At 34.7% G+C, this 19,215-nt stretch carries 21 protein-coding genes; 3 read left to right on the top strand and 18 right to left on the bottom strand.

Going from position 1 to position 19,215, the window contains the following annotated elements; all coding sequences use genetic code 11:
- Nucleotides 1-194: 194 nt before the first annotated feature.
- The 9 genes from ACLRVU_RS05190 to ACLRVU_RS05150 form a co-directional block, all read right to left on the bottom strand.
- A complete protein-coding gene (locus tag ACLRVU_RS05190) occupies nucleotides 195-995 on the bottom strand; it encodes a type II CAAX prenyl endopeptidase Rce1 family protein (protein WP_412890985.1) in 801 nt (266 codons plus the stop codon).
- Nucleotides 992-1,567, bottom strand: a complete 576-nt coding sequence (locus ACLRVU_RS05185; RefSeq protein ID WP_412890984.1) for a helix-turn-helix domain-containing protein — start codon at nucleotides 1,565-1,567, stop codon at nucleotides 992-994. The genes ACLRVU_RS05190 and ACLRVU_RS05185 overlap by 4 nt, the downstream gene beginning before the upstream one ends.
- Nucleotides 1,568-1,717: 150 nt before the next feature.
- Nucleotides 1,718-1,909: a hypothetical protein gene (locus ACLRVU_RS05180; protein ID WP_412890983.1), complete on the bottom strand. Its 192-nt coding sequence runs from the start codon at nucleotides 1,907-1,909 to the stop codon at nucleotides 1,718-1,720.
- 99 nt (nucleotides 1,910-2,008) lie between these two features.
- Nucleotides 2,009-2,611 (bottom strand): TVP38/TMEM64 family protein, encoded by a 603-nt coding sequence (locus ACLRVU_RS05175; RefSeq protein WP_147552552.1) that lies wholly within the window; start codon nucleotides 2,609-2,611, stop codon nucleotides 2,009-2,011.
- Between the two features lie 162 nt (nucleotides 2,612-2,773).
- The gene (locus tag ACLRVU_RS05170) at nucleotides 2,774-4,120 is read right to left on the bottom strand and encodes a glycoside hydrolase family 32 protein (RefSeq protein WP_412890982.1); all 1,347 of its coding nucleotides are present in this window, start codon (nucleotides 4,118-4,120) and stop codon (nucleotides 2,774-2,776) included.
- Nucleotides 4,121-4,199: 79 nt separating this feature from the next.
- On the bottom strand, nucleotides 4,200-4,979 hold the full coding sequence (locus tag ACLRVU_RS05165) for a polysaccharide deacetylase family protein (protein WP_412890981.1): 780 nt from the start codon (nucleotides 4,977-4,979) through the stop codon (nucleotides 4,200-4,202).
- A 34-nt stretch (nucleotides 4,980-5,013) separates the two neighbouring features.
- Nucleotides 5,014-5,868 carry a MurR/RpiR family transcriptional regulator gene (locus ACLRVU_RS05160; protein ID WP_412890980.1) on the bottom strand — a complete coding sequence of 285 codons (855 nt, stop codon included), beginning with the start codon at nucleotides 5,866-5,868 and terminating at the stop codon, nucleotides 5,014-5,016.
- Between the two features lie 49 nt (nucleotides 5,869-5,917).
- Entirely contained in the window at nucleotides 5,918-6,763 is an 846-nt protein-coding gene (locus ACLRVU_RS05155) for a Cof-type HAD-IIB family hydrolase (protein ID WP_412890979.1), read from the bottom strand.
- Between the two features lie 132 nt (nucleotides 6,764-6,895).
- A complete protein-coding gene (locus tag ACLRVU_RS05150) occupies nucleotides 6,896-7,267 on the bottom strand; it encodes a hypothetical protein (protein WP_412890978.1) in 372 nt (123 codons plus the stop codon).
- Between the two features lie 126 nt (nucleotides 7,268-7,393).
- Here ACLRVU_RS05150 and ACLRVU_RS05145 point away from each other — a divergent pair, with 126 nt between their 5' ends.
- Genes ACLRVU_RS05145 through ACLRVU_RS05135 form a run of 3 tightly spaced genes read left to right on the top strand, consistent with a single transcriptional unit; the run spans nucleotide 7,394 to nucleotide 11,465 of the window.
- Nucleotides 7,394-7,816 (top strand): MarR family winged helix-turn-helix transcriptional regulator, encoded by a 423-nt coding sequence (locus ACLRVU_RS05145; RefSeq protein WP_412890977.1) that lies wholly within the window; start codon nucleotides 7,394-7,396, stop codon nucleotides 7,814-7,816.
- Between the two features lie 26 nt (nucleotides 7,817-7,842).
- Nucleotides 7,843-9,573, top strand: a complete 1,731-nt coding sequence (locus ACLRVU_RS05140; RefSeq protein WP_412890976.1) for an ABC transporter ATP-binding protein — start codon at nucleotides 7,843-7,845, stop codon at nucleotides 9,571-9,573.
- Nucleotides 9,570-11,465 (top strand): ABC transporter ATP-binding protein, encoded by a 1,896-nt coding sequence (locus ACLRVU_RS05135; protein WP_412890975.1) that lies wholly within the window; start codon nucleotides 9,570-9,572, stop codon nucleotides 11,463-11,465. Before ACLRVU_RS05140 ends, ACLRVU_RS05135 begins: the two co-directional genes overlap by 4 nt.
- A gap of 121 nt (nucleotides 11,466-11,586) precedes the next feature.
- Here the strand turns inward: ACLRVU_RS05135 and ascB are convergent, their stop codons facing one another.
- From ascB to ACLRVU_RS05090, 9 genes are all read right to left on the bottom strand, one after another.
- Nucleotides 11,587-13,068 (bottom strand): 6-phospho-beta-glucosidase, encoded by a 1,482-nt coding sequence (gene ascB / locus ACLRVU_RS05130; RefSeq protein ID WP_412890974.1) that lies wholly within the window; start codon nucleotides 13,066-13,068, stop codon nucleotides 11,587-11,589.
- Between the two features lie 105 nt (nucleotides 13,069-13,173).
- Nucleotides 13,174-14,079, bottom strand: coding sequence for an aminoglycoside phosphotransferase family protein (locus tag ACLRVU_RS05125; RefSeq protein ID WP_412890973.1), 906 nt, complete (start codon nucleotides 14,077-14,079; stop codon nucleotides 13,174-13,176).
- Nucleotides 14,076-14,930, bottom strand: coding sequence for a MurR/RpiR family transcriptional regulator (locus ACLRVU_RS05120; protein ID WP_412890972.1), 855 nt, complete (start codon nucleotides 14,928-14,930; stop codon nucleotides 14,076-14,078). Before ACLRVU_RS05120 ends, ACLRVU_RS05125 begins: the two co-directional genes overlap by 4 nt.
- An 87-nt stretch (nucleotides 14,931-15,017) precedes the next feature.
- Nucleotides 15,018-15,329 carry a hypothetical protein gene (locus tag ACLRVU_RS05115; RefSeq protein ID WP_412890971.1) on the bottom strand — a complete coding sequence of 104 codons (312 nt, stop codon included), beginning with the start codon at nucleotides 15,327-15,329 and terminating at the stop codon, nucleotides 15,018-15,020.
- A complete protein-coding gene (locus ACLRVU_RS05110) occupies nucleotides 15,301-16,449 on the bottom strand; it encodes an HNH endonuclease signature motif containing protein (RefSeq protein WP_412890970.1) in 1,149 nt (382 codons plus the stop codon). The genes ACLRVU_RS05115 and ACLRVU_RS05110 overlap by 29 nt, the downstream gene beginning before the upstream one ends.
- A gap of 755 nt (nucleotides 16,450-17,204) precedes the next feature.
- A complete protein-coding gene (locus tag ACLRVU_RS05105; RefSeq protein WP_412890969.1) occupies nucleotides 17,205-17,606 on the bottom strand; it encodes an RNHCP domain-containing protein in 402 nt (133 codons plus the stop codon).
- 219 nt (nucleotides 17,607-17,825) lie between these two features.
- Nucleotides 17,826-18,356 carry a type II secretion system protein gene (locus ACLRVU_RS05100; RefSeq protein ID WP_412890968.1) on the bottom strand — a complete coding sequence of 177 codons (531 nt, stop codon included), beginning with the start codon at nucleotides 18,354-18,356 and terminating at the stop codon, nucleotides 17,826-17,828.
- A gap of 89 nt (nucleotides 18,357-18,445) precedes the next feature.
- Entirely contained in the window at nucleotides 18,446-18,589 is a 144-nt protein-coding gene (locus ACLRVU_RS05095; protein WP_412890967.1) for a FeoB-associated Cys-rich membrane protein, read from the bottom strand.
- Between the two features lie 92 nt (nucleotides 18,590-18,681).
- Nucleotides 18,682-19,047: a metal-dependent transcriptional regulator gene (locus ACLRVU_RS05090; protein WP_412890966.1), complete on the bottom strand. Its 366-nt coding sequence runs from the start codon at nucleotides 19,045-19,047 to the stop codon at nucleotides 18,682-18,684.
- Between the last annotated feature and the right edge of the window lie 168 nt (nucleotides 19,048-19,215).

Here is a 19,215-nt window from a genome sequence, read left to right as displayed (position 1 = left end):
TGGTAAAAAATATACTAAATTAGTAGGGTTTAATAAAATAAACACTTATATTTTTTATTAAATATATATGGTCATAATGTATACGTTATGACCGCCTAAGATAACGTTTAAATTAAAAAGCAGCCACTTTACTTTTATAAGTAAAATGACTGCTTTTATGTTTTGTACTAATCCTTAATTTGAATATTTCAATACTAGCCCGGCAATCCGACAAAACAAAATCGTATGAAGTCAACAATGCCATGAGCTAGCATCGCCGAAGAAAGATCCTGCTTCTTTTGAAGCAAAGCAAATGGTAATCCATATAAAACAGTATAAATCAATGTATTCATCATACCGCCTATTACCCCCATTTGAATAAACAGGCTTGGTGTATGAATGAGGACATGGGGCATCACCATCATAAAAAGACATATCAGATGCTGCCCGTTTGTTTCAAGCTTACCTTTAAAACAGTGCAGGCATAGGGCATAAAATAGTGTTCTCATAACTAATTCTTCCATAATAGCGGGGCTGAAAGAACCTAGCAAATTATAAATACTAAAGTTAAATGTCACAGGCTGACCAGCAAGAATTAAATTGACAGTACCCAATAAAACACCAATACTCAATCCTATAAAAACAGTGATCAGTAGTTGATATTTCCCATTTTTGATAAAAGGCAGTGCTAGTTTGTGATAACGATCAAAGGTACTGAATACAGCTAATATACCAATGAACGTTATGATTGGATTCAACAGCATCGAGCGAGGATTGGTCATAACATTTGGCAGATAGGACAAAGCCACCAATATGCTTAACCCGAATGTGATCATCACTTTATTCAGATCAGGAAGTTTGTATTTTGATAATAAACAGATGGATATTATGACACAAAATCCATCTAAGATCAGCCACATGCGTTGAGTTGCCATCGCTCCTGCAATATACAAATTGCCAATAAACAACAGTATAAATATAAGAAAAATTGTCATAATTTTTTTTATTCCACTCATGCCTGTTCCCCCTTTTTATTTTGAATCGAATGTTCAGAAATAGAATCCCGACATAATAAATAGATCACCAATCCTACAACGCTTATAGAGATGATTACAAAAAACCATGGGCGAATACCTCTGTTTATGCAATCCTTATATACATAGCGCATGACTAAACTGATGATAAACAAAGCTAGGACAAACATAATACCTCCGGAAACCGTAGCGATCCATAATGTGACAGACCGATCAAACTCAACGATCTTTAAATAGACTGCCGGTATAAATGTCATTAAAAATAAACTAATCAAAGTAACTACTATTTTTAAATTCATTTTATTATGCATTAAATCAAGCAGTATTGCCTGTGAATCATAAACAATGCCAATATTGGTATTTAAATCTAAGAATTGTTCTAAATCTATGTCAAAATAAGCAGCTAAGCACTTTAAATTTTCTGTGCTAGGCTTTGATTGTCCCTGTTCCCATTTTGAAACAGCTTGTCTGCTGACTCCCAGTTCACTGGCTAAGATTTCCTGTGAGACACCTTTAAGTCTTCTTAGTTCCCCTATCTTTTCCCCGATTGTCATCTTATCCCCTCCTTACTTTCTATAAGGTATCAAAATATTATGGTTTTTACTACCAACTATTGCGCAACCGTATTGCTTTTTTCACTCAACTTTATGATTTATGCAGTTTAAGAGCTGAATTATGCCTTTAAAAGACAGATTCAGCTCAAATTAGAATTTATAAGGTTCTGCTACTTTCATACTGATAATTTCACCGCATTTCGCACAGAATGTCACATGCACCTCCGAGCGTTTTAAATTTACAATCGAATTCATTTCAACGATATATGCCGGTGGATTGAGTCTTCCTGTTTTGATGACATCATGTCCGCATACCGGACAACTTATTTTTTTATCTTCCATTTTAACGTCTCCTTTCCATTTATGATAAAACATCTGCTTCCTCTTATCTTTATCATAAACGAAATGAAACAATAAAAAAAGATATAGCCGTCACTATATCTATCCTAATGAAATAAATTTTTCCAGCCAGCTGCCTGCATAAATCAATGTCAGACTATACATGGCAATAGAAGCCGGTTTTCCTAATAATATAATAGCGGAGAATCTTTTTAGGGACATCTTGGTTAAACCAGCTAGCATGCATAAAAAATCATCCGGAGCAACAGGGAAGAAAATTGCCAAAGCAAAAAACTTATCAAATTTCTTTCCTTTATCCAGCCAGTTTGAATATTTATCATACGTACTTTCACTGACAAAAGACTTTACTAAAGTTGTTCCATACTTTCTTGCCAAATAGAAGTTGATGAATGAACCGATCACGATTCCCACATAATTATAAAGCAGCCCTGCCCAAGGACCGAATAAAACAACACCGGCAGCACAGCTGACTCCACCGGGAATAATTGGTATAACGACCTGAATAATCTGAATCAAAACAAAGATTAATGGTCCCCAGATTCCACCTTCGGCAATAAATTGTTTTAGACTATCCATATCACTAAACAGATTATTTTCTAAGCCATAATATAAGAACAATCCCATTGATATAATGACGATCGCTGTAATGAAGTGTGTCCATCTTTTTATGTTTTTATTTTCCATAACCATCTCTCCTGTTTCTTTACATCTATATTATAGCTTTTTAAGCCCGGCATATTTCTTACACTTTTGTTAGATTTGTGCTATAGATAGTATATACAAAAGATATTAAAAATTACTTAAGAAGAAGAGAAGATTTTCCAACAAAAAAATGAGGTTTTACCCTCATTTTGCTTCAAACATCACAAGATCTGTGATATTTTCATATTTTAGATACTCTTTCATACCATAAACAACATTGCTTAATACATATTCTCCATAATTGACATATATTTCAATGACCTGCGTATCGACATATATATCTAAATGACAGCCGTCTTGAAGTGTTGGTGTGGAAAATTTTGTGCCGGCTTTCGTATCATGATTGAATAATTTTGCTCCACAGACAAAAACATCCTCACGATCGGTATGCACTTTCTGATCCTCGATCCAGATTTTATAGCCCCCAATATCTAAACGGCTTCCTTCTTTAATGTCAACGCTGATCTTCATAGCGTTCGTTAATGTAAACTGGCTGACAGACTGACTGAACTGTTTTTCTATTTCCGGATGTACACTAAAATAAATACGGTTATTTTTGATGGTCACCACTCTTGGAAAAGTATATACACCATTCCACTCTAAGTCTTCACTTGGACATGGCATACGCAGCCAGCTAATTACTACACGCCGATAATCTTTATCCAACGTGGTTTGAGGGGCATATACATCTAAACCATAGTCTAAGAAGTACATATCACTGTTCATCGCAATCTCACATGTATCATGTTTAAAATCCACTAAACTGATCATCGCATGGCTAGGATAATTAGTTCCGTCTTTTATTGTATTTTCCGGTGACATAATCAGTACATACTGATCCTCTATTTTAAATAGATCCGGGCATTCCCACATGTTACTGTCAAAGTCCGTGTTTATCAAACGGTTTTGGTAATCCCAGCAAACACCGTCATGACTCGTATAAACTAAAATTTCTCCACGCATTTCATGAACGCTTTTATCATCATACTGACTTCCCAATACCATATAATAAGTATCTTCTTCTTTCCACACTTTTGGATCTCTTGTGTTATTTGGATGCCCGATTTGATCTTCTTCAAAGACCGGAATAATCATTTGTTTTTTATCATTATCAAAATGAATGCCGTCATCACTGATCAGCAGTGCCTGACTGGCGATAATTTTATTCCCTGTCACATGAATATTATCAGGATTCAGCTGATCGTAAGCGATCGCTGTATAATAAAGATACATTTTCCCATCGATCTCGATAGCGGATCCGGAAAAACAGCCATTACGGTCAAAATCTTTGCTTGGGTAAAGAGCGATGCCTTTATCTTCCCAATGAACTAAGTCTTTGGATACTTTATGTCCCCAATGCATCGTACCCCATTTTGTATCATAGGGAAAATGCTGGTAAAAAAGGTGATATTCACCTTTGTAATAGATGAATCCATTAGGATCATTCATCCAGTTTTTAGTTGGTGTAAAGTGTAATTTAGGTCTCGTCATATCTTCCATCCTTCCCTTGCTGTCATTATTATAAAAGTCTCCTCCACATGTGTCAAACCAAAAAGAAAGCCTGCGCTTTCTAATCAACGATCCATTTAAACCATGTCATATTCATAAAACTGTACATTAGAAAACGCGGCATTAGATAACGGTCATCACTACGGGTTGCTCTTCTGTTTTGGGCATAACCATATCCCATAATCGTGCCATTTTCAACTAAGACTTCTCTTGATGTTTTAGATGGGCGTCCAAATGGATAAGCAAAATAACGATCATCGACAATCCCTTTATTAGCTGCAAAGTCTTCTTTAATTTCTTCTGTTGTCAGTGTCTCGATTTTCTTTTCAAACATCCCTGTACTGACATGCAGATTATAAGAATGCGAATAGTATTCTACATTTTGAGTATTCACTAACTGGTCCTGTTTTAAATATTCATAGAAGTCCGGTTCATCCTGACACAGCACCCCGATGACAAAACAGGTCGCTTTTAAATTATATTTTTCCAGAATTGGCTTGACCATCGTATTAAATGTTTCAAAGCCATCATCAAAGGTAATTACTACACTTTTTAAAGGTATTTCCATTCTTCCTTCATACCACTCTGTCACTTCACCTAAACTCAACGTAGTGAACTGATTATCCGCTAAATACTTCATCTGCTTTTCAAAGTCCGAAACAGCCATTGTATAAATATCACCGCGATGATACTTGGCTTTATCCTCATCCGATACGACATTATGATAACCAAGAATAGGGATTCCTGATTTATACTTAAAATACTTATAGCCTTCAAACCCCACCACCGCAATTAAACAAATTACAAGCAGGACACATATTCCCTTTATTACTTTTTTCATTCTTTTCATTCCTTTTTACCTAACCTATACGCCTTTATTTATTAAATTCTCTTATGCGTTCATAATAGGCTAACTTCTTTTCCACATTACTTTCATAATCTAATTCAAAGAAACATGTGTATAAACAATCTAATATGTACAGTAAAGACAGTCGTGTAGAAAAAGAAGAAATCTTATTGTAATGATTTTCATATGAACTCATAAACAGCTGATAATCGACATAGCTCATCAGCGGATTTTCATGTGTTGACGAAATCAAAACAATAGGCGTTTTCACTGCCTTTAAGGTCTGTACGAAATAATTCATTAATAAACCTCTTCCGCCAAAGGAAATAATAAAAGCCAGATGCGTGTCATCGCTGCTTGAAGCTGTTAATCTTTGCATATATTCTTCACTGGGAACATTGACCTGAATACCGATTTCCTGCATTTGAAACTTAAAGTTTTCTGCAAAATAGAGATTTCCGGCTGAGGTATAAATATCTATCGTCTTGGCTTTTTTCATCTGATTGACCACTAAGCGAAGCTGTTCAAGATCCAATAAGTTCTGCGAAGAAATCAAAGTCTGTTCATAAACTTCTTTTAATTTATGAGTAATCTGATACTGTGACTGATGCTGCTTAATCGGATAATCATAATCAAAATCTTCTTCCTCTTTCAAATAGTTATCAATCGAGGCAGAAACCAGCACTTTTAATTCTGATAAACCGGATACCCCCACCTTTTGACATAAACGGTAAATAGAAGAAGTCGATACGTAGCACTGCTGACTGATCTGGGCTGCGCTTAAACGAATAAAATCTTCGGTATGATCTTTAATATAATCGACGATTGCTTTTTCATTATCGGTTAAGTCGGTAATATGTTTTAATTTACTAAAAATGTTCATGAGTATTCACCCCATGAACATTATAATCGATTATGAATTTAATCACAAACTAATTTATTTCCGGCATATGTTTATAAAGATAATCTGCGATACCATCTTCTTCATTAGAAAGTGTAATCGCATCTGCAATATCTTTCAAATCTTGAACGGCATTTTCCATTGCCACTCCGACACCGGCATATTTCACCATAGAAGCATCATTATGCCCATCACCGAAAGCGACCATTTCTTCACGCTTATATCCTTTTGGAATTAAAACGGTATCTAAAGCTTTTGCTTTGTCAATTCCCTGTGCAGTAAATTCGAAATAGACAGGTGCAGTGAACATACAACTTAATTTACCTTCAAATGGTGCCATCATTTCTTTATAGTGAGCCTGAAGATAGTCCGGTTCACCCGCTGTCAATATCTTGTTTAATGGATAATCAGCAAAAGCGGCCAAATCATCCTTTTCGCATAATTTAAATTTTCCACCACGTGATTCATACTGAATAATATTAGTTGGATTACCGTTGTTTTCCAGCATTCCGGCAAATACATCATTAACGTACATGTAATCTCCTTTATCAATCATTGGCATGACATCAAATTTTTTCATATGTTCTAAGACTGCTTGTCCTTCTTCAACAGTCATTGCCTGATTAAATAGGACTTCATCCGTTTCACAGTCAATTACTTTTGATCCGTTGAAAGCAACTAATAACCCATGATGTTTGTCCATTTCTAATTCGGCAGCTAAGTCACGCAGTCCTGAAGTTGGTCTCCCTGAAGCCAAGATTAGGATAGCACCTGCTTTTTGTGCTTTCATTAACGCTTCTTTTGTTTTAGGAGTTACGACCTTTTGGCTATTTGTCAAAGTTCCGTCAACATCCATAATAATTACTTTGATACTCATATAGTTCCTCCTCTTTTTTTAATATCATATCAAGGATCACTATTTAATCAAGTCATGTTTAAAAATTGAAAAAAATATGTCATAACTTTCTAAGATCAAAGCGTAAAATTGAAATAAATATGTAAAAAAATGTTAAGCATCCTCACGAAACAAATAGATAACACGTATATAAGGATAAAGAATATTATCTTTTTCTAAGATATTATCAAAAATCAAATAGATAAAATGAGTATTTACTGGCTGAATAAAACGCAGCCGTCCACAAAAAAACTCTTTATTTCCATAAAGCTCATTCTTAACTTCGGCAAAGGAATACTGCTGATCTTTATATTTTAATATGCGCCAACGAAGCTCTGCCGGGCACTGCATAATTTGATCAATCACATTTTGATAAAGTCTCTTTTTATCACTGTCACAATAAGTCGGACGTTCAGGTTTACAATGCATAATTTCATGGACATCATAGCTTCTTAAGGTTCCTTGTCCGCACCAGATTAATTTCATTTATATCACCCTTTAATGGTAGTATGGTCATCCAAATAAAATTAAATCTTTTAAATTAGTATATTGACAAACTATTTATGCAATGATAAAATATGTTAGAATTCTAACATTTAGGAGGCTATAAAGATGGTGCAAATCGGTAAGGAAGTCGGTAATTTATCCAATCACATTAAACGTACGGTAGATGCGAAAATCACAGCAATCACCAGTGACATTACAGGATTTCAGTCAAGAATTCTGCATTTCATTGCTTTTTGCGGTCATGATGTCTATCAGCGTGATATAGAGGAGGAATTTGAGATACGGCGTTCCTCAGTAACAAGCGTCTTACAGACGATGGAAAGAAACGGGCTCATCGAAAGAGTCAGTGTTGAACAGGATGCCCGACTAAAGAAGATCATCCTGACGACCAAGGCTAAAGATTTAATACGCCGCATCGGTGAAGTCATCGATGAGTTTGAAGCTTCATTAATGGAAGATCTATCTATTGAAGAAATAACTGTCTTTATGCAAGTGATCAATAAAATGATGACGAAGCTGAATGATTAGAATGATATTTAATAAGGGGGTATATGATGTATAGAAAATTAATGGCTTATATAAAAGAATATAAGTTAGCTTCCCTGCTTGCTCCTATATTTGTTTCATTAGAAGTAGTCATGGAGGTCCTAATCCCAATGATGATGGCACAGATTATCGATGTCGGATTAGCCAATAACAATATTCCATATGTATATAAAATTGGAATCATAATGATGGGAATGGCGCTTGTTTCATTATTATTTGGTGCTTTATCAGGGCGCTATGCGGCTGTTGCTTCAGCAGGAGTAGCCAAAAATTTAAGACAGGCAATTTATCATAAGATACAAGATTTTTCCTTTGCCAACATTGATAAATTTTCCACTTCAAGCTTGGTTACACGTTTAACCACCGATGTGACAAACGTGCAAAATGCTTATCAAGTGATCATCCGTATGCTGGTACGTGCACCGATCATGCTGGTCTTTGCCTTGTTTATGTCTTTTCAATTAAATGCACGTTTATCTGTTATCTTTTTATTTGTCATTCCATTTTTAGGAATTGCTTTATATTTCATTATGACACGTGCGCATCCTAACTTTGTTAAGATGTTTAAAAAATATGACCTTGTAAATCTGGTAGTACAGGAAAACCTGACTAGTATCCGTACTGTAAAGGCATATGTCAGAGAAGATTATGAAAATAAAAAGTTTAAAAACGCAACCGGAGAATTACAGCAGTATTCTATCAACGCTGAAAAGATTTTGGCGTTTAACTCACCAATCATGCAGCTATCCATGTATTTTACAATTATTATGATCTCTTGGTTTGGCGCACAATTTATTATTGGCGGTTCTATGGAAACCGGTCAGTTAATGTCACTGTTTACCTATGTTACACAAATCTTATCAAGTCTGATGATGATCTCAATGTCTTTTGTGATGGTAACAATGGCTAAATCTTCGGCAGAAAGAATCGTCGAGGTATTGGATGAAGAAAGTGATTTGACAAACGCTGCGTCTCCATTAACTCAGATCAATGACGGATCGATTGAATTTAAAAACGTAGATTTCAGCTACAGCAAGGATCCAAACAATTTAGCTTTAAGTCAGATTAATATTAAGATTGAATCCGGTCAGACAGTTGGTATTCTAGGAGGAACCGGTAGTGCCAAGACTTCTTTGGTGCAAATGATTCCAAGACTATATGATGCCACAAACGGTCAGGTTTTAGTCGGTGGTCAGGATGTTCGTGACATCGACATTGAAACATTAAGAGACAATGTTGCGATGGTACTGCAAAAGAATGTGTTATTCTCCGGTACAATCAAAGAGAACCTGCGATGGGGAGATGCAAATGCGAGTGATGCGGATATTATTCATGCCTGTCAATTGGCACAAGCAGATGAATTTATTCAATCTTTCCCAGATAAGTATGATACAATACTGGATCAAGGCGGAACCAACGTTTCCGGCGGACAAAAACAGCGTTTATGTATAGCTAGGGCGTTGCTTAAAAAGCCTAAGATTTTAATCTTAGATGATTCAACCAGTGCCGTAGATACTAAAACAGATGCATTAATCCGTAAAGCCTTTAAAGAGGAAATTCCGAATACCACAAAAATTATTATTGCTCAGCGTGTATCTTCAGTTGAAGATGCTGATATGATCATCGTTTTAGATGATGGAAAAATAAATGGTATCGGAACACATGAAGAACTGCTAAAAACAAATGCAATCTATCAAGAAGTATATGAATCACAAACGAAAGGGGATGATCAGGAATGAGAATGAAACCGATTGCCGGACCTAAACCAAAACGTGGAGATACAATTAAATCACTGAAAAGAATTTCTGGTTATCTCTTTAAATATTATAAAATTCATTTTGTAACCGTTGTCATCTGTATCATTGTCAGTGCTTTTGCCAATGTTCGCGGAACTCTATTCTTACAGACATTGATTGATGACTACATTGTTCCGTTTATTGGTCAATCGAACCCGGATATGAGCGGATTAATGAGTGCTTTGATATCGCTTGCCGCTATCTATTTAATTGGCGTTGCAACGACCTATATATACAACCGTATCATGATTAATGTTGCAAACGGAACGTTAAAGCATATTCGTGATGATATGTTTACACATCTGCAAAGTCTGCCGATCCGCTATTTCGATCAGCACACGCATGGTGAATTGATGAGCCGTTTTACCAATGATACCGACACACTGCGTCAGCTGCTCAGCCAAACAATCCCACAGATTCTAAACTCTGCCATTACAATCGTCAGTGTAGCAATTTCAATGATCGTATTAAGCTGGCAGTTAACGATTATTACTGTATTAATGGTGATGATTATGATTGTCACAAGCCGTAAAGTGGGAGCTCAAAGTTCTCGTTTCTTTACTAAACAGCAAAATGATTTGGGAAATTTAAATGGGTATATTGAAGAAATGATGGATGGGCAGAAAGTCGTTAAAGTATTCTGTCATGAAGATGTTTCCAAACAGGAGTTTGACACGTTAAATGCACAATTATGTGCTTCTGCTACCAGTGCCAACAGTTTCGCTAACTTCATGGGACCTATTTCAGCTAACTTAGGTCACTTGACTTACAGTGTTACCGCTATTGCCGGAACTATCTTTGCGATCAACGGCATCGGCAGTTTATCTATCGGTAAGATTGCTTCTTTCTTACAATTAACACGCAGCTTTAATATGCCGATTTCTCAGATTACTCAGCAGTTTAACTCTATTGTCATGGCATTAGCCGGTGCTAAACGTATCTTTGATTTATTGGATCAAGAACCTGAAACCGATGAAGGCTATGTTACATTAGTGAACGCTGAAATTGATGAGACAGGGAATATTACCGAGTCACAAAAAAGAACCGGTCAGTGGGCATGGAAGCATCCGCACAGCGACGGCAGCATCACTTATACCAAATTAACCGGAGATGTTCGATTCTTTGATGTTGATTTTGGTTATGTCGATGATAAAATCGTTTTGCATGATGTCAGTCTATTCGCTAAACCGGGGCAAAAATTAGCGTTCGTTGGTGCTACCGGTGCAGGTAAAACAACGATTACCAATCTTATTAATCGTTTCTATGATATCCAAGATGGAAAGATTCGTTATGATGATATCAATATTAATAAGATTAAAAAAGATGATCTTCGCCGTTCATTGGGAATGGTATTGCAGGATACTCATCTTTTCACCGGGACAATCAAAGACAATATTCGTTATGGTAAATTAGATGCTACTGATGAAGAAATCTATGAAGCTGCTCGCATCGCCAATGCCGATACCTTTATCAAACATTTGCCTAATGGCTACGATACGTATTTGACAAGTGACGGAGCCGGTCTTTCTCAGGGACAGCGTCAGTTATTATCTATTGCCAGAGCCGCTGTGGCAAACCCACCTGTATTAATCCTTGATGAAGCTACTTCAAGTATTGATACGCGTACCGAATCATTAATTCAAACAGCAATGGATCAATTAATGCATGGACGTACTGTCTTTGTCATTGCTCACCGATTATCTACCGTTAAAAATTCTGATGCCATCATGGTGCTTGAACAAGGACGTATTATTGAACGTGGAAACCATCAAGAATTAATTGAACAAAAAGGGCGTTATTACCAGTTATATACCGGAGCCTTTGAACTTGAATAAATAAAGCCGTATCTATCAGGATACGACTTTTTTCTTGAACTCAAAACTATATTGAGATATAAAATACCGACCTCCAATCGGTAGATTTTTTAGGTCTATCTTTGGGGAATCGGTAAAATAGCTAATCTTCAAATAAGCATGCACCATTTGTTTCAATGACTTTTTTATACCAATAGAAAGAATCTTTGCGATAACGATCATAGGTTCCTTTTCCATAATCATCAGCATCAACATAGATAAAGCCATAACGCTTAGACATTTGTTTCGTTGATTCGGATACTAAATCAATACACCCCCATGATGTATACCCTAAGCATTCTACCCCATCAATTTCAATCGCATTCAACATTTCTTTAAAGTGTGCATCAAAATAATTGATACGATATGGATCATGCACCTTGCCATCTGCTTCCAAAACATCCTTAGCCCCTAATCCGTTTTCAACGATAAATAAAGGTTTACGATAGCGATCATAGAGATCGACCATTGAAACTCTTAAACCAATCGGATCGATTTGCCATCCCCAGTCTGAACTTGGGATGTGTGGATTTTTAATTGCGAAAATTGTATTTCCGGCTGTTTTTTCAATTCCTTCATCTTCTTTAGCGGCTACACATGATGAAGAATAATAAGAGAAGGAAACGAAGTCTACCGGATATTTTTTCATAATTGCATCATCTTCAGGTTCTTTATGAATAACTACCCCGTTGTTTTTAAATCTGGCTACCAAGTAAGCCGGATATTCTCCAAATACCTGTGTATCGCTATAGCAATACGTGCTTCGCATATCTTGCTGTGCTTGTAAAACATCTTCCGGTTTACATGTATAAGGATAGAACGTTAATTTTGTCAGCATACATCCCACCATAGATCCCGGAATAATTTCATGACAGATTTTAGTCGCTAAAGCTGATGCAACAAACTGATGATGCATCGCTTGGAAAATAACGCTTTCCCAATGCATTCCCTCAAATCGATCACGTACTAAACCACCCGTTGTATAAGGATGACGAATCATAGAATCTACTTCATTGAATGTCAGCCAGTATTTAACGTGATCCTTGTAGCGGGTACAAATTGTTCTTACATACTTTTCAAAGAAGCCAATAACTTCCCTTGAATACCAGCCATTATATTTTAAAACTAAATTTAATGGCGGTTCATAGTGAGACATTGTCACTAAGGGTTCGATATTATATTTTTTTAATTCATTAAAAACATCTTCATAAAACTTTAGCCCTTCTTCATTCGGAGTTTCGTCATCACCATTTGGAAAGATACGTGACCAAGCAATCGACATACGATAAACCTTGAATCCCATTTCAGCCATTAGGGCAATATCTTCTTTATAATGATGATAGAAATCAGCACCATGACGCTTTGGATAATATACTTCATCCTCTGTAGCCATTGCTTCCTCAATATCTTTTGTCGTAATCTCATTATGTTTTTGATAATCCGTTACATCAACATCTAAATGAGAGCGGGCACAGTCAGATACAGAAAGTCCTTTTCCGCCTTCTTTCCAGCCACCTTCTACCTGATTAGCTGCGGTTGCCCCACCCCATAAAAAACCTTCAGGAAATTTTCTTTTTTGTTCCATTTTCTTACCTCCATATATATTTTTATTATAACTTTAGCGAAGTATTTTTGAATAGTAATTTTCATAATTGGTAGGAATATCCAAATTTAAGATAAAAAAAGGAGACTAGCTGAAATTTTTCTCCAGCTTCTCCCTAATTTTTTGCATAAGCAATCCTATACTTGATATTTCTTCTACATCTTTTAAGCGGTCACGGATAATGTTTGCCCCAAAATCGTGAATGAGAAGCCCTTGTATACAGATTTTTATATATTGTTCAATAGTAAGTGATCCAAAATAACCGGTCAGATAAGCTTTATCGAATTGAAATAATTCACAGATAATAACTGCCCATTCATATTCAATCGGTGCCATTAAGGCATCAGCAAAATCGATTATATGAATCTGTTGGTTATGATCTATAATGAGATTATCCCCATTAAGATCCCCATGTACATAAACCGGTGAACAGCTTGAATACTGATCTAAATACTTAATCCTCTCTTTTTGAAAAGCATCAGGAAAGATCTGCCAGTGCTGATTAAGTTTTGCCTTTTCAATATAATCTACTGAATTTAATATGTTTGGTCGATTGAGACAATCTGTCAGTTTTCTTAGCTGTCTGCCTAGCTTTACCTTCGTTTGCATGTCATATTCAAACATTTTTAGTGAAAACGGAATTCCATCAATGTATGTCAAAACTAAATAACTAAATACGTAACGGTCATAGCGTATTCCCTGACATAGAACCTCTGCAGTTGGAACAAGTGATTGTGCATCATTTAATCCTGCTGTTTCCACTTCATAATCATGTCTGGTATCACATCCCGATTCTATCGGTGCAAAGATTTTAATAATCTTATCTCCCACTTTAAATACAGCATTGGTTCCAGCCTGACAATGTTCAATAGGCGCCATCATCCATCCATTTTCTTTCCAAATCGAAGTGATTAAGGCAGAAAAGGCAGGAATTGATTGGTATACATTTGCCCACGCTTCCCAGCTATTAATCCTTTCATTGAACAGATTCATTCTTCTTTCCCCCACCGTTCTCTGGCTTCCCTTAATTCTTCGGTAATCGACTTTAAGTGATCATAATGCTGGATCATTAAAGAAGCTACCATAATATCAAATATATACTGTGTTGACATTGTAAACATCACATTGGAAAATTCCAGTGTATTGCGTGTCGTCATAATCTGCAAAGAAGTATCACACCATCTGCTTAATGATGATTTTTTTGTCCCAACGATACCTACCATAAAGATATGAGCATCTTTTAAACGCTTAGCACTATCAATAATCCCCGGATTTTTTCCGGTATGGGAAATCAGTATGGCGATCGTATTAGTTTTATTTTTTTCCAATAGTTTCACATGTGTCCAGTTAGCACTGGTATAGGCATACGCAGATACCCCGACCTCTTCAAACTTATAAGCCGCAATCTTTGCCAATTCGTAATTTACGCCATCACCATAAATTTCTATGCGTTCAGATTGTTTTAAACGATTGATTATTTGAATGATTTTATTTCTTTCCAGCATCGTTTTTGTGAAATCGATTGCTTTCGTATAAATAAGCGGCATAGTCTGAATAATATCATCAATCGTGCTTTCCTTTTCGTAAGGAATTGGCTTTAATTCTTCCTCCATCTGCTGCATATGAGAATACTCACTGGCATATTGTATTTTTAATTCACTAAAGCCTTTATACCCTGCCTTTTGAGATAAGCGAATGATTGTTGAGGCACTGGTGTGGCTTGCCTTTGCTAACTGATTACAGTTCATTTTTAAAACATCTTGCGGATTTTCTAAAATATATTGCACAACATAGGTTTCCTGCTGAGTTAAATTATCTAAGTTTTTGATTTTGTCTACTAACATGGCAGATCCGTAATATTTTTCATGCTATTCATACATCTCCTTATGGATTGATTTTATCTGATTTTCATAATTAAATATTTATATTTGTTATTTAATTTTTAAATATAATGAATTGATTTTTTTTAAAAATTCTGTATCTTTCTCTTCCACAGAACTTAATACTACTAAATCAATTGGCAATTCGATTATTTTTTTAAAAAAAGAACGAATAAAGTTTAAATCATTAATTATTTTATCTGAATACTCTGAATAAATAAGTAACATATCAATATCATTCGGATTACTTTTTACATCTAGTATTGATCCAAACAAATAAACATTATCAAAATAATCAAACAACACTATATGCTGATCAATTACCTCAAAAATACTAGTTTTTGAATTTATTAATGTATTCATAAAAATCTTCCATAGTCAATAAAGTTACATTCATTTTTTCAGAAAGTTTATATGCTTGATCCGATATACAACTTCTCCCATTCCAATTATGTAAATTAACGATAATGCTATTCTCTTCTGGAGATAACTGCATTAATTCAACTTTACTTAAACAATATTCATAAATAAAAATTACTTTTTCTCCATATACACTAACTTCTCTTAAATTATTATATTTTAGAAATTCATAACTGATGCCATTGAAATTCATATATTTAAATGCATAGTTCAAACTTTTTAACCTAACCTTCGTTTGACTAAAACAATTATAATTAAAGTATAATTGTCTTAATCTAGGGGTATCAGATAATAGTAATTTAATTAGTTTCCCATCCTCTTTTAATATAATGTAAGGATCATTTATTCCCATAACTATAGATTTAAATTTATTCTCTTCATTTAATTTTGTTATTAACATTTCTAAAGATTCGACCGATGGTAGTATAGAATCCTTAACAGGAGTTATTCCAAACATAGAATTAATTTCTCTTGGGAAAAGAATTTGTCTAATTTTTTCTTCATCACTGCGAGTAGTTTCAAACTCATCTACATGTTGCATGAAAGAAAAAATATATTCTAAATTTGAATAGGATTCTTCAGGATGCCTTTGAATCAAATAAAGATTTTGTTCAAACAATTTTCTCAACTTCCTATTGTTCGCTAATACTTTAACTTCAAATTTGTCCCATAATTCTCTATTATTACCTAAATAATAGCTTTCATAAATAATTTTATTCTCTAAAAGTAAAGGCGCTACCTCCTTTCTTAAATTTTCAAAAGATGCAAACTTTTTGCAAAATAATTTATCAACCTCTTCTCTGCGAATCTTCTTCCAACTTTTAACTTCTTCAGGACTAAAAGAATAATTTTTATCAAAATCTTTATGACAATTAGGACATAAAACAACTAAGTTTTCAAATGAATTATCTGCTGTCTTACAATAAGGAATAATATGAGCTTTCTCAACTATATCTCCGTTACTCATAAACAATTCCCTTTGACAATCAGGATTCATACATCTCCCCATAGATTCCGCATATAGCCTTCTTTTAACATTTTCGTCTATTTTATCTCTACCCATTATATAGTTCCCCTTTGACTAGTGTTTCTATTGTCACAGTAATGTCGATTACTGCAATCTGTTTATCTTGAACTTTTTAACATATTAAATTATCTCACAGAAATTATAATAAACTTCCACATATAAATACATAAAGTTAGAATTATTCCCCTTATAATAACCTAATACTATAATACCATGAAATATTAAAAAAAGAAGATTCAATTATATCTTTAATCTTTCCTATATAACATCATTTAGCTCCTCAAATTGGTATTCATTTTTCAGATATCAATATGTCGTTAACCTTTTCAATTCATGTATATCCCTTTATTTATTATTAACAATACTCATGAATGTTTATAAAAAAGCAAGATACCATTTTACATATAGTCTTCTTTTTTGACTTCATATACTAAAGAGGTAATTACCATGAAAAGAAAAAAACCTGTATAAACAGGTTTTCGTCAAGAATATCGTATTAATGCCTATCATTTACTAGCAAAAATGATAGATCATCAATGTTCATCACTGCACATAATATTATTATAAGCATTCGGAAAAATCAAAGGACATGCAGTGAATGAAATAGGAGAATATTTCATGCTTAATTTACTAAGCTTTGGTTAGCTTCAACTAACCATCTATATATTAGCATAAGCTAACTTTATTTGTCAACTAAAAAATCTATTATTCCTCTGTTGTATTATGATGAATTATAGAAAAAACGTTGAATTTCATCATTCAACGGTCAGTCATTCACTTAAATACTATTTTTAATCTAATTCATCATCATTATAACCATTTAACTTAGCGATTTGTTTTAATCGTTCAATTGGAAAAGGCGGGTTTGTCAAAGGCTTTAAAGCGATTGACATAATTTTCAACGGGTTATCATCTGCCGCAGTCCGATTAGAACGGATATGTCCGCAGCGGCGGCAGCGATGAAGAATTGCCCATTCTCCGTCTTTTCTTACCCAAACCCCGATTGGATCCATTATACCGCCGCAATCTGCTGAGCGATCACCCGGTATATCATCTAAATGAATACTGGATAAACAATTAGGACAGTGATTACGATGAAGACTCCCTGCTCCTTCTATTGTCACTTCTTTTCCACATACTTTGCATATAAATGGTTTAATATCTGTATTACTTTTATTATTAAATTTCTTCATACTATCCTCCTCTAGTTAAAACCTAACTTATGGGAGGTATTGCATCAGATTTAGAGTACGCAAACCTCCCGGTCTGCTACAATATCCTGTGTACCTACATTAAACATCAAGCAATAATTCCTTTCTTATAATATGCTTTCATTATAAATACTGATATTAAAGAAGTAAAGCAGTTTTACCCTTATATAAAAAATAGTCTTCTGATGAAGACTAACCTCTCTAACTAAAATTGTCATAATAGTAAATATTCAAATTATTATAATTTTCTTCTGTAATGATCTCTGCTTTTTGATTTGGAACAACTGCCACATACTTGAATTTATTTCCATCTTTCAACTTGAATCCATAAACTAACACCGGACATAAGGTTTCTTCTGGTTCACATGAGCGTCCGTCACTATACCGTTTTTCATATCCCACCGTATAATCCGCTAAATTCTCATCTCCTGATAATTGACTTAACTTTTCAGGGGGAATTGCTGTTTTCAAACTAATACGATGGTTAACCGGTACATCAGGACGAATAGGATCAGTTAGTTTTAGACTATCCTCTAATCTGCCTTTTTCAATCTCTATGGTTAATGCTACATAGTCTGATCTTGCCATAGATATAAACTTCTGATCATTTGCATCTTCAATATATCCGGTTACTACAGGAATCGTTAACGCAGATAATATGGCAATGATGGCCAATACCACGACTAACTCAATAAGAGTAAACCCTGACTTATCCTTTATTCGTTTTTTCATTTTATACCTTGCTTTCTATTTCATTTATAATGTATATATCGACATTTTTCTATCTATATTATACACAGATAAAACAAAATATGAAATCCTTACTTCTTATGCTGGCATTGTTTTGCTTTACTGCATCCTGAACAGTCACTGCAGCCATGTCCGCTGCGATGATCTTTTATCATCTTATGAATACATATAGCGACTGCAATAACCAACAGTGAAGCAACTATAAAGGTTGACATTTTCTTCACTTCCCTATTTATCTAAGATAAACGAATCGTACCATTGCGCAATAAGTCTTGTCAATTAAGACGCAAAAAAAGAAATGATCCTCTCATTTCTTCTTAAAATGTGCCTTTAAGCAAGCAAAGGTTTTAGGGCTCAAGGTATGTTCGATTTTGCAGGCATCCATAGCCGCTGTTTCTTCATCTACCCCTAAACGCATTAGCATCGCCATTAACAACTGATGCTTTTCATAGATATCCTCAGCAATCTGACGTCCTTCCTGAGTTAATTCTATCTTTCCATCAATCACATCGACATACCCTTGTTCCCTTAATACAGAGACAGCACGGCTGACACTTGGCTTAGAAAAATGACGTGCTTTCGCAATATCAATAGCTCGCACACTTCCTTTATTATTTTTTATAACGAGGATCGTTTCTAAATAATCCTCACCGGATTCATGTATTTCTATCACATATCTTCCCCCCACATCAACTTTAAATATTATAGCATAATTCTGTATTTTATAGCGGTTATTATCATATTTTTGAAATGAGGTATAGTTAATTCCTATAATCAGTGATACTTATAATGAATTATATCATAACAAGGAATCATGCTATGATGGTAAAAAGGGGGAATA

It is taken from the genome of Beduini sp., assembly GCF_047239305.1.
GTDB lineage: Bacteria > Bacillota_I > Bacilli_A > Erysipelotrichales > Coprobacillaceae > Beduini.
Note: the sequence above shows the minus strand (reverse complement) of the source record. Positions and strands in the feature narration are given on the sequence as shown.